General features: G+C 68.2%; 15 protein-coding genes. 11 read left to right on the top strand and 4 right to left on the bottom strand.

Going from position 1 to position 14,458, the window contains the following annotated elements:
• Positions 1-68 precede the first annotated feature (68 nt).
• The 3 genes from K8P63_RS12310 to K8P63_RS12300 all read right to left on the bottom strand — a co-directional run bounded on the left by K8P63_RS12310 (position 69) and on the right by K8P63_RS12300 (position 3,490).
• Entirely contained in the window at positions 69-1,916 is a 1,848-nt protein-coding gene (locus K8P63_RS12310; RefSeq protein ID WP_223796322.1) for a methyl-accepting chemotaxis protein, read from the bottom strand.
• A 198-nt stretch (positions 1,917-2,114) separates the two neighbouring features.
• Positions 2,115-2,822: an anti-sigma factor gene (locus K8P63_RS12305; RefSeq protein ID WP_223796321.1), complete on the bottom strand. Its 708-nt coding sequence runs from the start codon at positions 2,820-2,822 to the stop codon at positions 2,115-2,117.
• Positions 2,819-3,490, bottom strand: a complete 672-nt coding sequence (locus K8P63_RS12300) for a sigma-70 family RNA polymerase sigma factor (protein ID WP_223796320.1) — start codon at positions 3,488-3,490, stop codon at positions 2,819-2,821. The genes K8P63_RS12305 and K8P63_RS12300 overlap by 4 nt, the downstream gene beginning before the upstream one ends.
• On the opposite strand from K8P63_RS12300, the gene K8P63_RS12295 reads away from it, so the two are divergent.
• Entirely contained in the window at positions 3,481-3,729 is a 249-nt protein-coding gene (locus K8P63_RS12295) for a hypothetical protein (protein ID WP_223796319.1), read from the top strand. The genes K8P63_RS12300 and K8P63_RS12295 overlap by 10 nt on opposite strands.
• 2 nt (positions 3,730-3,731) lie before the next feature.
• Here the strand turns inward: K8P63_RS12295 and K8P63_RS12290 are convergent, their stop codons facing one another.
• Positions 3,732-4,460, bottom strand: coding sequence for a Crp/Fnr family transcriptional regulator (locus K8P63_RS12290; RefSeq protein WP_223796318.1), 729 nt, complete (start codon positions 4,458-4,460; stop codon positions 3,732-3,734).
• A 225-nt stretch (positions 4,461-4,685) separates the two neighbouring features.
• On the opposite strand from K8P63_RS12290, the gene K8P63_RS12285 reads away from it, so the two are divergent.
• From K8P63_RS12285 to virB11, 10 genes are read left to right on the top strand one after another with little or no spacing between them, the layout of a single operon-like run.
• Positions 4,686-5,636 (top strand): ferritin-like domain-containing protein, encoded by a 951-nt coding sequence (locus K8P63_RS12285; RefSeq protein ID WP_223796317.1) that lies wholly within the window; start codon positions 4,686-4,688, stop codon positions 5,634-5,636.
• A 29-nt stretch (positions 5,637-5,665) separates the two neighbouring features.
• Positions 5,666-6,649, top strand: a complete 984-nt coding sequence (locus K8P63_RS12280; RefSeq protein WP_223796316.1) for a ferritin-like domain-containing protein — start codon at positions 5,666-5,668, stop codon at positions 6,647-6,649.
• Between the two features lie 16 nt (positions 6,650-6,665).
• On the top strand, positions 6,666-7,322 hold the full coding sequence (locus K8P63_RS12275; protein WP_223796315.1) for a lytic transglycosylase domain-containing protein: 657 nt from the start codon (positions 6,666-6,668) through the stop codon (positions 7,320-7,322).
• Positions 7,319-7,660: a TrbC/VirB2 family protein gene (locus K8P63_RS12270; protein ID WP_223796314.1), complete on the top strand. Its 342-nt coding sequence runs from the start codon at positions 7,319-7,321 to the stop codon at positions 7,658-7,660. Before K8P63_RS12275 ends, K8P63_RS12270 begins: the two co-directional genes overlap by 4 nt.
• A gap of 3 nt (positions 7,661-7,663) precedes the next feature.
• Positions 7,664-7,942: a type IV secretion system protein VirB3 gene (locus K8P63_RS12265; RefSeq protein WP_223796313.1), complete on the top strand. Its 279-nt coding sequence runs from the start codon at positions 7,664-7,666 to the stop codon at positions 7,940-7,942.
• Positions 7,943-7,961: 19 nt separating this feature from the next.
• Positions 7,962-10,361, top strand: a complete 2,400-nt coding sequence (locus tag K8P63_RS12260; protein WP_223796312.1) for a VirB4 family type IV secretion/conjugal transfer ATPase — start codon at positions 7,962-7,964, stop codon at positions 10,359-10,361.
• The gene (locus tag K8P63_RS12255) at positions 10,358-11,575 is read left to right on the top strand and encodes a type IV secretion system protein (protein ID WP_223796311.1); all 1,218 of its coding nucleotides are present in this window, start codon (positions 10,358-10,360) and stop codon (positions 11,573-11,575) included. The genes K8P63_RS12260 and K8P63_RS12255 overlap by 4 nt, the downstream gene beginning before the upstream one ends.
• The gene (locus K8P63_RS12250; protein ID WP_223796310.1) at positions 11,572-12,330 is read left to right on the top strand and encodes a TrbG/VirB9 family P-type conjugative transfer protein; all 759 of its coding nucleotides are present in this window, start codon (positions 11,572-11,574) and stop codon (positions 12,328-12,330) included. Before K8P63_RS12255 ends, K8P63_RS12250 begins: the two co-directional genes overlap by 4 nt.
• Positions 12,327-13,448 carry a TrbI/VirB10 family protein gene (locus K8P63_RS12245; RefSeq protein WP_223796309.1) on the top strand — a complete coding sequence of 374 codons (1,122 nt, stop codon included), beginning with the start codon at positions 12,327-12,329 and terminating at the stop codon, positions 13,446-13,448. The genes K8P63_RS12250 and K8P63_RS12245 overlap by 4 nt, the downstream gene beginning before the upstream one ends.
• The gene (gene virB11, locus K8P63_RS12240) at positions 13,445-14,458 is read left to right on the top strand and encodes a P-type DNA transfer ATPase VirB11 (RefSeq protein WP_223796308.1); all 1,014 of its coding nucleotides are present in this window, start codon (positions 13,445-13,447) and stop codon (positions 14,456-14,458) included. Before K8P63_RS12245 ends, virB11 begins: the two co-directional genes overlap by 4 nt.

Below are 14,458 nucleotides of genomic sequence, written 5' to 3'. Positions count from 1 at the left end.
TCCACGCCCAGAACCTGGTCGCCGAGTTGAAAGGTGATGAGTTGTTGAAGCGTCACGGCGTGGACCCTTTAAAACTCGGACCAATTGTCTTGCGCGACCGCGACGGCGGCATTGCCGGCGCGGCGGGGGGCGGGCTTGGCGATGCGACGCCCGGCATTGGCGGCGCGCTCCTGCAGCTGGTGCACGGGGGAGCCCGATGCGGCCGACACGCTGCCGGTCTGGAAGCGGGCGATCTGCCGCGTCAGGCCGTCTGCCTCGCCGGCCAGGCTGCGCGCAGCGGCGGTCGCCTCTTCGACCATCGCCGCATTCTGTTGGGTCACGCTGTCCATTTCCGACACCGCGGTATTGACCTGGTGGAGGCCACTCGCCTGCTGCTCGGTCGCGCTCGCGATTTCGGAAACCAGCGAGCTCGCCTCGCCGATGCGGTTGATGATGCGTTCCAGCGCCTTGCCGGTTTCGCCGACCAGCTTCACGCCGGCATCGACCTGCTCGGACGAAGCGGTAATGCGTGACTTCACGTCCTTGGCCGCTTCGGCGGAGCGCTGCGCCAGGGCACGGACTTCGGACGCGACGACGGCGAAGCCCTTGCCGGCGTCGCCTGCGCGTGCCGCCTCGACGCCTGCGTTCAGCGCGAGCAGGTTGGTCTGGAACGCGATGCCGTCGATGACTGAGATGATCTCGGAAATCTCGTTCGACGTCCGCTCGATCCCGCCCATGGCTTCGACCGCGCTGCGCACGACGGTGCCCGAATGCTCGGCCTCCTGGCGCGCCTGGTGAACGGCATCGTTGGCGCGGCCGGCATTCTCGGCGCTGGTGCGAACCGTCGCGGTGATTTCATCCATCGCGGCCGCGGTCTCTTCCAATGCCGCCGCTTGCTGCTCGGTGCGCTGCGACAGGTCGTCGGATGCCTGACGAATCTCGCCTGCGCCGGTGTTGATGCCGGCGGCTGCCTCCGCGACCTGCGACATGGTCGCCTGGAGCGACGTGGCGGCGTCGTTGAAATCGCTCTTCAGTTTGGCGAACGGGCCGTCGAGGTCGGCATCCACCCGCGAAACCAGGTCGCCCTGCGCCAGCCCGGAAAGTCCCTTTCCGATGCTGTCCACGATCAAGGTCGTCTGTTCGACCTTGGATCGCTCGGCAGCCGCCAGCTGATCGCGGAGCCCGGTCATGGCCTGGCCAAGGCTGGCGATCTCATCGGCGCGCTGACCCACATCCGCCCGTGCGTTCATGTCGCCGCGCGACAGCGCACCAAGGCCGTCCGTCACCAGCTTCATCGGCTTTGCGATTGCGTTCACGAGCATGACGAGCATCCCGATGCAGAGCACGACAAATGCCAGGGCTGCCGCGATGATGATCGCGCGCGCCGTCTTGTACGTTTCCTCGGCGGCCTGCGCACTCTCGTTCATCACCGCGGACTGCGCCGTCTGGAGCGCCACGGCGGAGGTATTCATCGTGTCGTAGGTGGACTTGTCGGCGCGGAACGCCGCGATCGCCTGCGGGTCGAGATTCTGTTTCGCCAGCACGCTGACCTGATCGGATCGCTCCTGATAGGCGGCGACCTGCTGCTTGAATTCGGCCAGCGCGCTGCGCACCGCCGGGATGTTGATGTGAGCGTCGAGCCAGCTTGCCTGATCCGAGATCAGTCGCCGCTGATCGGCGATCATCTTGGCCGCTTCGCTCAGAGAGGCGGGGTCATCGGCCAGGATCTCGTAGGCTTCGGCCACGCGCAGATCCGATGCCGCGGTGTTGATCGTCGCCGCCGCTTCCAGCTTCGCGCGGCGCTCCACGCCAAGATCGTGCGCAGTATCTGCCATACCGCCGAGCTTCGTGATCGCGAGAGCGCTGACCATCAGGAAAGCGGCCAGCAAGGCGCCGAAGCAGACCAGCAGTTTTTTACTTATGGACAGATTCGACATTGCGCTCCCCGCTCAGAATCGATTGGATATCGACGCGAGGCGTAACAGCAGGAAGTTAGCGCAAGGTTAGAATAAGCGGCGGTTAACGGCGATCCCGCAGCTTTTTACGCAATTTGCATAGCGGGATATGGGCGAAGCGCGCGCGGCATCCCGCAGCTCGCACGCTGCGGCCACGCCGGGCGCCCGAACCGGGTCCGTTCACCCCCCGCGGATAGTGCCCGTCAGGATGATCGGGCCGGTCGGCTGTCCGGTCGGCGAACCACCGATCGGTTCCAGCGAAATGGCGAGCGTCGCCCCGGGCTGAAGCATGGGCGCGGCGATCGGCTTGAACGAGCGCCACGTGGGGTGGGGGAGTGGCACGAGCCCCAGCGACACCGGCTTGGCGGAGGCCGGCACCACCCACAGCTCCGCCGCGTGCCCGTCGGTCGAAAGCCCGTTCGCCGCGAGCAGCATCGTGCCGTCGGCGGGATTGATGCCGACGGTCACCGATGCCGCGTCGGACTTGCCGGAAAGAATGGCGACCAGCGGACGCGCGTGGGCGGTGGCTTGCTGCACGCCTGGATGGCTTGACGGGCTCGGTCGCTCGAACGCGACGACGGCGAAGGCCAGAGCCGCCGCAGCAGCGAGCGCAGTCGAGATCTGCCAAGGGCGCTTGCCTGCGCTGCGCATCGAACGCTCCGCGCGGAGTGCCACATCGATGCCTTCCCATATGCGCGTCGGCGGCTGCTCCTCGCGCCCGTCGGCCATGTGGCTAAGCTGATCGTCCCACCCGGCCTTGATAGCGGCGAAGGCCGGGTCGTGGGCGACCCGCATCGTCAGAGCCAGTCGCTCGGTCGACGGCAGGAGACCAAGCGACAGCTCGGCTGCGGCGATGATATCGTCCTCGTTCGGCATGGTCTGGGTCATTGCATGCACTCCCTTAACTTAAGGAGTGCGCGGCGGATTTTGCTCTTGATCGTGCCGAGCGGTGTCGCGGCCCGGCTTGCCAGTTCGGCATAGGTCGCCCCTTCGTAAAATGCCGAGCGGATCAGGCGCGCCTCGAATGGCCCCAGACGATCCATGCACATCAGCAGCCGGCCGGTCTCCTGCCGCTGTTCGACGAGATCGGAGGCGAGGGGTGCGGCGTCGGGCACGTCGTCGCCGGGCTCGATCGGCTCGATCGAGACGCGGGTCACGAGGCGCAGTCGATCGATGGCATGATTGCGCGCGATGGCGACGAGCCACCCCATGGCGCTTCCCCGACCCGGATCGAACGTGGCCGCGCGGCGCCAGATGGTGAGGTAGATTTCCTGCAATACGTCTTCGGCATCCTGCCGTCCCGGCGCGATGCGCAGGCAGAGCCCGAACAGGCGGCCGGACGTCGCTGTATAAAGATCATGCAGCGCCGCCACTTCACCCTGCGCCACCCTGCGGACGGTCGATTTCAACCGACCGTCGTCGTCGATGATGTGATTGACCGCCGCGGCGTCAATGCTGCTGTTCGTCACCGCAAGTTCCCCGCTACAAGATGACAAACGCGCCGATCCCCGGTTCGTGCCCGCAAGCGGTAGCAAGAGGATGCGTGATGCGTGCATGGTGGCTTTGCCCGCTTCTGGCGCTCGCTTCGCCGTCGCTCGCGGCTGCAGGCGAAGACGAGGCGCACCGTCTCGACCGCATGGAAACCAGGCGCCTCAACCAGGCCGCAGCGCAAAGGCTCCCGCGACGATCGCTGACACCGGCCGAAAAGGCGCTGATGATGCGCGAAGAACAGGCGATTGCCGAATGGCGCCGGGGAGCTGTGCCATGCGGGGTCGGCGATCGACCGGCATGTTGATGCTAGGCCGCAATTAATCGACAGCCGGCCGACTTGCCGAACGGCGCGATCAGATTCCGATATTGAGCCTCGGCTTCGCCATAAGCGTCGCCGGCACGCTCTTCCAGCGCCGAGCGATCGCGGATCAGGATCCTGCCGCGATTGCACCGGATCAGCAATTCGCCTTCCAGCATGTGCAAGCCATCCGTGATGCTCGCGCGACGCACGCTCAGATTGGCGGCGATCTCGTCATGCTGGACGAGCAGCACGTCACCGCCGAGGCGATCATGCCGCATGAGGAGCCAGCGGGCGATGCGCTTGTTGACCGTATCGTGGAGATGCGAGGCGATCGATCGGCCCATCTGCACGATGATGAGATGGACGAACTGCAGCAGGGCATCGAGCACACGCACGCCGCAGTGACGCCGCAGCGGCTCGACCGCGATGCGCAGCGTCGAGCCTGCGCGAAGCTGCGCGACCACTGCATGGGTCATGACGTCGGATCCCAGCAAGGCCGGCCAGCCGAGCAAGCCCTCGCGGCCGATCACCGCCACCTCGATGTGGCGTGACTGGCCAACCTGCTCCTCCAGCGAGAAAATGGCGCTCTCCGGGAAATAGAAGTCGCTCAGTCGGTCGGCGGGGCTGAACAGCCTGGCACCCCGCTGCACGGTAACCGTTTCCGCGAACGGTTCGAGCAACGCCTGATCGGCGGGCGATAATCGACGCAACAACAGATTGCTGCTGGATGCCACCAGCCTCGGCTCGTTCCCCTGCACGTGCGTCCTCTCCGCTCGTTTCAGATCATATACGGAGCCCGCTGACGCCCGGATGCGTCGCATGTTAATTTAATGGAACCAATTCGAAATCATTGGAAAATTGGCGGCGGGCGGTACGCTAACGTACCTCCTGCCAAAGCTGCTTTTTACTATCCTGAAAACATGCAAGCTCTCTGCCTACGTCTGCAGGAGCACATAATCATGGCGGATCAGCTCGCGCTACTCGAAGCGCTCGAAGAACGGTCACAACGCAGAGAAAGCCGACGAGCTCTATTCAAGGCATTTGGGGCGATTACTGCTGCCGCCGGGGGGATCGCTGCGGGCAGCATTCTGAGTCGCGCGGATGCCCAGACTGCGATCACGGACGCGGACATTCTCAATTTTGCGCTGAACCTGGAATATTTGGAGGCGCAATTCTACCAATATGCCGTCTTCGGCACGGGCCTGCCGTCGACCATGCTCGGCGGCACCGGAACACAGGGCGCGGTCACGGGCGGTCGCAAGGTGAACTTCACCGATCCGGCGGTCGCAGCCTACGCCAAGGAGATCGCGCAGGACGAGGTGGCGCACGTCACCTTCCTGCGCACCCAGCTTGGAGCCTCGGCAGTCGCGCAGCCCGCGATCGACGTCGGGACGGACCCGAGCGGAGCATTTTCCAGCGCGGCGCGCGCGGCCGGGCTGATCGGCGCGGGGCAGTCGTTCGATCCTTATTCGAGCGACGAGAACTTCCTGCTCGGTGCCTTCATCTTCGAGGATGTCGGGGTCACCGCTTACAAGGGCGCGGCGCCGCTCATCAACAACAAGACCTATCTCGAGGCGGCCGCAGGCATCCTCGCCGTCGAAGCCTATCATGCGAGCATCGTCCGGACGACGCTCTATCAGAAGGGCATCGCGACGCCGGCATTGATCGACGCGACCGAGAAGATCTCGGCGGCGCGCGACAGCCTCGACGGGTCGAGCGACGACGATCAGGGCATTCGCGGAACCGGCACCGCGAGCAACATCGTCCCGCTGGACGCCAACGGCATCGCCTACAGCCGCACGACCGGCCACGTCCTCAACATCGTGTACCTGAACAGCGGTGCGGTCTCGAAGGGCGGGTTCTTCCCCAGCGGGGTGAACGGCACGATCGCAACCAGCACCGCCAACTGAGCGCAGCGGACCCGAGAGAGGATCCCCACATGAACCAGCATCATCTGATCGCCGAAGTGTTCGAACGGCAGGCCAAAAGGCGCGAAGAGCGGCGGCAATTCCTGAAGTTCGCCGGCGGCGCGACCGCGGCGGCGGCAGGCGCCGGCCTGCTCGCCGCCTGCGGCGACGACAACAAGACCAGCACGGGCGCTGCCACCCCCACCACGCCATCGACCGTGGTCGGCGACGGCGACATCCTAAACTTCGCGCTCAACCTCGAATATCTCGAGGCGCAATTCTACGTCTTCGCCACCACCGGCGCGGGCCTCGACCAGAGCATGCTCGGCGGGATGGGTACGCAAGGGACGGTGACGGGCGGGCGCAAGGTCGCCTTCACCGATCCGGTCGTCGCGCAATATGCCAACGAGATTGCGGGCGACGAGCGCGCCCATGTCGCCTTCCTGCGTACCGCGCTCGGCAGCGCGGCGGTCGCCCAGCCGGCGATCGACATCAGCGCGAGTGCCACCGGCGCTTTCTCCAGCGCGGCGGTCGCCGCTGGCCTGATCACGCAGGGACAGGTGTTCGATCCCTATGCCAGCGACGAGAATTTCCTGCTCGGCGCCTTCATCTTCGAGGATGTGGGCGTCACCGCCTACAAGGGCGCGTCGCCGCTCATCAAGAACAGCACCTATCTGGAGGCGGCCGCCGGCATCCTCGCGGCCGAGGCCTATCATGCCGGCCTGATCCGTACCGTGCTTTACGGCAAGGGGCTGCAGGCGCCGACGCTCATCACCGCGACCGAGAAGATTTCGGCCGCGCGCGACAGCCTCGACGGCGCGAGCGACGACGATCAGGGCATCCAGGGATCGAACGGCGCGTCGAACATCGTGCCGACCGACAGCAACGGCCTCGCCTACAGCCGCACAACGGGGCAGGTGCTCGACATCGTCTACCTGACCAAGCTGGCGGCGCAGAAGGGCGGGTTCTTCCCGAACGGCGTCAACGGCACGATCAACCTCAGCACGGCGAGCTGAGGGCGGCGATCTGATCATGGCGAACGGCATCCTCCTCGAACTGTTGCTGGCATCGGCCGTGGCGTCCGCCGCGGCCGGGCCTGCGATGGCGGACGTGTTCGAGGTCGCCGCGGACGGGGTGGTGCATGCGCGCGGCGTCACCGCCCAGGCACCGTGGTCGATCCGCGATGCGGACGCGGCGCCCGACGATGGCGATCGGATCGATGCCCCCCAGGACGGTGCGCTGCCGAACGGTGCCATGACCCTGGTCGGCGCACCGGAGGCGCCCGAACGGTTCCGGTCCGCTCTGCTCGATGCAGCACGCCGCTACGATGTCAGCCCGAGCCTGCTCGCGGCGCTCGTCTGGCACGAAAGCCGGTGGCAGCCGGCGGCGCTATCCTCGAAGGGCGCCATCGGCCTCGCCCAGCTCATGCCGGCGACGGCGCGCGCGCTCGCGGTCGATCCGCACGATGCGGGCGCCAATCTGGCGGGCGCTGCGCATTACCTCCGTCAGATGCTCGATCTGTTCGACGGCGACGTCGAGCGCGCGCTCGCCGCCTACGATGCCGGGCCGGCGCGCGTGCTGAAGGCCAACGGCATTCCCCCCATCGCCGAAACACGCACCTACGTGGCGTCGATCATCGACCGGCTCGGACGGTCGGACGCCGCTTCTGTCCAAGGAGATGTCCGATGAAGAAGCATCATTCGCCGGCGCTGGCCGCTTCGCTGCCGGTCAACCGCCTTTATGCCCTCGCCGCCGCATTCGTGCCGACCGCGGCCCTGGCGCAGGCCTCGGGTGACCCCGCCGGATCGGGCCCGATCGTGTCGGCGCTCGGCTGGCTGCAGGGGACGTTGCTCGGCAACGTCGCGACGGCAGTCGCGGTGATCGCTGTCGCGATGGTCGGCTTCATGATGCTGACCGGCCGCGTGAACTGGCGCTACGGCGCGACGGTGATCGTCGGCTGCTTCGTCCTGTTCGGGGCGTCGGCGATCGTGTCGGGTATCCAGTCCACCGCCGCGCAGAGCCGCTGAGCGATGCTCGCCCGCGCTCCTGTCTTCCGCGCGCTGACCCGCCCGCAGATGTTCGCGGGCGTCACTTACAGCTTCTTCATCCTCAACGCGGCGGTGACGACCGAGGCATTCCTGATCTCGCGCAGCTTCCTCGCGCTGCCGGTGGCGCTGCTGGTGCATGCCGGCGGCTACCTCGCCTGCCTGCGCGAGCCGCGCATCTTCGACCTGTGGCTGACCAAGGTCAGCCGCTGCCCGCGCACCGCCAATTGGAAGCGCTGGGGCTGCAACAGTTACGCGCCCTGAGGCGCGGGAAGGACCGACGATGGCGACGTGGATCGGACCGGCGGCATGGGCCGCTAAGGAAGCGAAGGCGGGCGACCGGCTGCCTTACGCCGTCCACGTCGACGATGCCACGATCCGGCTGCGCGACGGCGCGCTGATGCGCATGATCCAGGTGCCGGGCCTGCCGTTCGAAACCGAGGATTCGCAGGCGCTCGATCATCATCTCGCCGTTCGCGAAACCGTGCTGCGCAGCGTGCTGGATGCGCGCTTCGTCGTATACCACCATGTCATCCGCCGCCGCGTGTCGGTGACGGTCGACGGCACGTTCGACGATCCGTTCGCCGCCGCATTGAACGAGCGCTGGCAGCAGCGCCTGGAGGAGCGGCGCCTGTTCGTGAACGAGCAGGTGCTGACGCTGGTGCGCCGGCCGGCGCGCGGCAAGAGCGGCTGGGTCGACCGGGTGCGTCGTCGCTTCGGCGCGGGCCGGGAGGGCGTCGATCCCGCCGACCAACGCGCGCTCGACGCCGCCGTCACCGCGTTGATCGCCGGGCTGGAACCCTATGGCGCGCGCGGCATGGGCATCTATGACGGGCCGGGCGGCTCCTGCTCGGAGCCGCTGGAGATATTGTCGGCGCTCTACAATGGCGAGATGCGGCCAGTGCGCGTGCCGTCGGCCGAAGCCGATCTCGGCCGGCATATCCCTTATGCCCGCGTCAGCTTCGGGCTGGAGGCGATCGAGACGCGGCGCACCGACGGCCGCGACTTTTCGGGCATGCTCTCGATCAAGGATTATCCCGACGCGACGCGGGCGGGGCTGATCGACAATGTGCTGCGCCTGCCGCACGAAATGGTGCTGACCGAGAGTTTCGCGCCCGCGGACCGCCAGATCGCGCGCGAGCGGATCGACCTCGCGCTGCGCCGGCTGCGGTCCGCCGACGAGGAGGCCGGTGCGGAGCGGCGCGAGATGCTCGCTGCGAAGGACGCGCTGGGCGCGGGCCAGATCGGGTTCGGCGATCATCACCTTTCGCTGCTGATGCGCGCCGACAGCCTGCCGGCGCTCGACGATGCGATGGCCTCGGCCGGCGCGGCTTTGGCCGATCTCGGTGCGGTCGCGACGCGCGAGGATCTGAACCTCGAGCCGCTTTTCTGGGGGCAATTGCCCGGCAACGAGGCCTATCTCGTCCGCCGCGCGCTGATCTCGACCGCCAACGCCGCCGGTTTCCTGTCGCTGCATGGGCTGGCGATCGGCCGCGCGTCGGGCAACCATTGGGGTGAGGCGGTCACGGTACTCGAGACGACTGCCGCCACCCCCTATTTCTTCAACTTCCACGAGGGCGACCTCGGCCACTTCACGGTGGTCGGTCCGTCGGGATCGGGCAAGACGGTGGTGCTCAACTTCCTCGCCGCGCAGGCGCAGCGCTTCGCGCCGCGCACCATCCTGTTCGACAAGGATCGCGGCGCCGAGATCTTCCTGCGGGCGGCGGGAGGCCGCTACAGCCGGCTGCTGCCGGGCGAGCCGAGCGGGCTCAACCCGCTCCATCTGCCCGACAGCGCGGTGAATCGCGCCTTCCTGCGCGACTGGCTGGGCGTGCTGCTGGGCGTCGACGGTGCCGAGGAGCAGGCGACGGTCGCCTCCGCGGTGGACGCCTGCTTCGAGGCGGATCCAGCCTTCCGCCGCCTGCGCTATTTCCGCGAGCTGCTGGGCGGCAGCCGCCGACCGCAGCCGGGCGATCTCGCGCATCGGCTGGAGGCGTGGATCGGTACTGGCGAACATGCCTGGCTGTTCGACAATGCCGAGGATCGGCTCGATCTCGACGCGCGCACGATCGGCTTCGACATGACCGCTCTGCTCGACGCGCCGGCCTTGCGCACGCCGGCGATGATGTATCTGTTCCACCGCGTGGACGAGCGGCTGGACGGCACGCCCGCGACGATCCTGATCGACGAAGGCTGGAAGGCGCTCGACGACCCCGTCTTCGCCGCCCGCATCCGCGACTGGCTGAAGACGCTGCGCAAGCGCAACGCCATCGTCGGCTTCGCCACGCAGTCGGCGCGCGATGCGCTCGACAGCCGGATCGCAAGCGCGCTGGTCGAGCAGACCGCGACGATGATCTTCACGCCCAACCCCAAGGCGCGCGCCGAGGATTATTGCACCGGCTTCGGACTGTCGCCGCACGAACTCGAGCTGATCCGGCAATTGCCCGCGCACAGCCGCTGCTTCCTTGTGCGCCATGCCAATCATTCGGTGGTGGCGCGGCTCGATCTGGCGGGCATGCCCGACATCCTGACCGTGCTGTCGGGCCGCGAGGCGAGCGTGCGCCGGCTGGACATGCTGCGCGCGCAGGTCGGCGACGATCCGGCCGACTGGTATCCGCTGCTCGTCGGCCAGCCGTGGCCGGCGGATCGCGCGATGCCGGACTATGCCGAGGCCGCCGAATGAGCGGGTGCCCGGCCTTGATCGGTGGCGAGGGCGGCGCTGCGCTGTCGGCAGCTTTGCGCAGCGTCGACTGCCAGACGGGGGAGGCGACCGCCTTCGCCTTCGGCCGCTTGTTCGGCGCCGACGGGCGGCTGCTGCCGGCGCTGACCCTGCTGCTGACGCTCTACGTCGCTTTCTTCGCGATCGGCCTGCTCACCGGCCGCACGCGCGTCGGCATCGGCACGCTGACGCCGCGCATGATGACGCTGGGACTCGTGCTGACCTTCGCGACATCGTGGGCGGCCTATCAGAACGTCGTGTGGACGCTGGCGACCGGCGCGCCCGACCAGATTGCGGGCGTCCTGACAGGGGCTCGCGGCTCCGCCACCACCGCCTTCGCCGATCGCCTGGATGGCTTGTTCACGATTGTGTCCGACGCCGCCGACGCCGCCAGCCGCCCCGCTGCGCCGAGCGCGACCGGCATCACGCCCGCGACGCCGATGGCGGGCGGCTTCACCGCGGCGACGGTGCTGTCGCTATCCTCCGTGATGCTGATGCTCGGTACGGTCGGCGTGCTCGTCACCAGCAAGATCGCGCTTGCGGCGATGCTCGCGCTCGGCCCGGTGTTCATCACGCTGGCGCTGTTCGGTCCGACGCGCGGCCTGTTCGAGGGCTGGCTGAAGGCCGTGGTGCTGTTTGCGGTCACGCCGTTGCTCGCGGTGCTGATCGGGGGCGGGGCGGTGATCGCGCTCGCGCCGGTCGCGCGTGCGGTCGCGATGGAGGGGGCCGAGCCGTCCAGCCGGCTCGTCGGCGTGCTGTTCCTCGGCGCGGCGGTCTATCTCGCGCTGATGGTGATGGCGCTCCGCACCGCCACGACCCTCGTCGGCGGGTGGCGCCTGCCCGGGACGGCGCGCGAGCGCGGCGACGATCGGGCGCAGACCGGCACACAAATCGCGGCCGTGTCGCCGGCAGCTTCCTCCTCAGCGATCGTCTCCAGCTCGACCCATGCCGATGACCGCGTGCGGGCGCTGGTGACAGGGCTGCGATCGTCGGACCCCGCCGGCGCCATCGTCGCGGCGGGGCCGGTCTCCAGCCAGCATCGATCGGCGCAGGTGATCTCCATCAACGGCACGCCCGCGCCCACGATCGCCACTGACATGCGGGTTCACGGCGTGGGCGCGCGCTTCCGTCCTCGGGCGCTGCCCGCGCCGGCCATCGGCAAAGGGAGGCTCGCATGATCCGGCCGTCGCAGCTGCTCGCGCTGCTCGCCATAAGTTTCGCGGTCCCGGCCCTGGCCGATCCGCGGATCACGACGCGCCTCTACGAGGCGAGCAACGTCGTGACGCTCCACGGCCGGACCGGCGTCGAGTCGACCATCGCCTTCGCACCCGAAGAGCGGATCGAGAATATCGCGGTCGGCAATTCCAGCACATGGCAGGTGACGCCGAACAAGCGCGCCAACCTGCTGTTCGTGAAGCCGTCGAGCGCACGCGCGCGCAGCAACATGACGGTCGTCACCGACCAGCGCACCTATCTGTTCGATCTGGTCAGCAGCCCGAATACGGCGCCGGTTTACATGCTGCGCTTCAGCTATCCGGTGCCCCTGACACCGGTCGCCGCCACGTCGCCGCCACCTGCGCCGCCGGTCACCGTGGTGGCGGTGAACCAGCCCGCCGCACCCGATCCCACGCCCCCGGATCTCCATTTCGACTGGCATGGCAAGGGTGATCGCGCGCTTCTGCCCGCGCGATCGTTCGACGACGGCCGCGCGACCTATCTGTCGTGGGCGAAGGACGCGACCTTGCCGGCCATCCTCGCGCGCGGACCGAACGGTGCCGAGGGGCCGGTGAACTACACCGTCGCGGGCGACTATATCGTCGTCGACGGCGTCCCGGCCGAATTGATCCTGCGCACCGGCCGCCAGATGGCGACGATCACCGCGCCCGCGCGGCAGGCGCCGGCCTCTACCCAAACCGCGAGTGCGCAACGATGAGCAGCACGAAGCAACCGACCCGGCTGATCCTGCATCCGCTGGATCGGATCGATCCGCGCGCGATACTGGACGATCGGGCGCTGATCGAGGCGAGCAACAATGCCTATCCGATCGTCGCGCAGGCGCGGCGGCGCAAGGATGGGGCGGGGCTGCTCGCCGGCAGCGGCATCGCGCTCCTGCTGGGCGGGCTGACGTTCTGGTCGATGAGCGGCCACCGCACCGCCCGCCCTGCGCCGCCGCCCCGGATCACCCCGGCACAGGCATTCATCGTGCCGGGCAAGAAGCCCGTTGTCGCGCCGCCTTCGTCACTGCTGCTGCCGTCGGTTCCCTCGGTTGCGAACCAGATGGCGCTCGCGCCCAACGAGGCGCGCCAGCCCGCGCCGATCATGGTGTTCGACACGAGCAGCGCGCCGCTTCCGGCGCCGGTCGCGTCGGCGGCTCCGGCGGTCATGCCGAACGCACCGGCCGCGCCACGCACCGCCAATGTCGGCAGCGGCGAGAACGAGCAGTTCGCCGCCCGCGCCGGCGATGGCGAGGTGCAGGTGGCGAGCGCGCACCGGCTGACCAATCCGGCCCAGACGGTGACGCAGGGCACGCTGATCGCGGCGGTACTCGAAACCGCGATCGATACCGATCTGCCGGGCTATGCCCGCGCGCTCGTCAGCCGCGACGTGCGCTCGTTCGACGGCAGCCAGGTGCTGATCCCGCGATCGTCGCGGCTGATCGGCCAGTATAAATCGGGTCTCGCCGCCGGCCAGACGCGCGCCTACATCATCTGGACGCGGATCATCCGGCCCGACGGCGTGTCGGTCGCACTCGGCTCGCCCGCGGTCGATTTTTCGGGCAGCGCTGGTCTGACCGGCAAGGTCGACGGGCATTTCATGAAGCGCTTCGGTTCGGCGGTGCTGCTGACGGTGGTCGGCGGTGTCGGCGCGCTGGCGAGCAGCGGCACGTCGGTGGTCCTGTCCTCCGGCGGGCAGAGCGCGGCGTCGGTCGCTGCCCAACGCGACACCGCAATCCCGCCGACGATCCGTGTGGCGCAGGGGCAGCCGATCCGGATCTTCACCGCGCGCGACCTCGATTTCTCGACCGTGGGCACGGAGGGCGTCGGCGAATGACCGCCACGCTGCATGCGCTCGACGAACCGAATGTCTTCCTCGGTGCCTATCTCGCGCCGTTCCGGCCGTGGCTGGAACGCGAGGATGTCACCGAGATCCTGATCAACCAGCCGGGCGAGGCGTGGATCGAGCATGGCGGCGCCGTGCACATGGAGCGGTTCGCGCTGCCGGACGTCGACGATCGGCACATCAAGCGTTTGGCCGAGCAGATTGCGCGCGCCAGCCACCAGGGGATCAACCGCGAGCAGCCATTGCTGGGGGCGACCCTGCCCGATGGCGCGCGCGTCCAGTTCGTCGCGCCGTCGGCCACGCGCGGCCATTGGGCGATGGCGATCCGCCGCCACCGCATGCTCGACATGCCGCTCGACGCCTATGCCGGCGATGGCGCGACGCCTGAAACGCCCGCTCCCATGCCGGACCGGCGCGCCGACCCCGTCGCCTTCCTGCGCAGGATGGTGCGTGATCGCCGCACCATCCTGGTGAGTGGGGGCACGTCGTCGGGCAAGACGACCTTTCTCAACGCATTGCTGGCCGAGGTGCCCGCACACGAACGGATCGTCCTCGTCGAGGACACCCCCGAGATCCGGCTGCGCGCCGCCAATGGCCTCGGCCTCGTCGCGGTCAAGGGCGAGCTGGGCGAGGCGCGCGTCACCACCGACAACCTGCTGCAGGCCGCGCTGCGGTTGCGGCCGGACCGGATCGTACTGGGCGAGCTGCGGGGCGTGGAGGCAGTCAGCTTCCTGCGCGCGATCAACACCGGCCATCCCGGCTCGTTCACCACCATCCACGCCAATTCGGCCGCGGGCGCGCTGGAGCAATTGGCGCTGATGGTCATGCAGGCCGGCCTCGGCCTCGGTCGCGCCGACACCATCGCCTACGCCCGATCGATGATCGACGTGATCGTCCAGCTCGATCGCGTCGGCGGCCGGCGCCGCATTGCCGACATTCACTGCGTAACCAGCGCCGCGTCCACCACCGAACTACTCCCACCTCAACAGAAGGGGTTCTGA

It is taken from the genome of Sphingomonas nostoxanthinifaciens (genome assembly GCF_019930585.1).
Lineage (GTDB): Bacteria > Pseudomonadota > Alphaproteobacteria > Sphingomonadales > Sphingomonadaceae > Sphingomonas_I > Sphingomonas_I nostoxanthinifaciens.
Note: the sequence above shows the minus strand (reverse complement) of the source record. Positions and strands in the feature narration are given on the sequence as shown.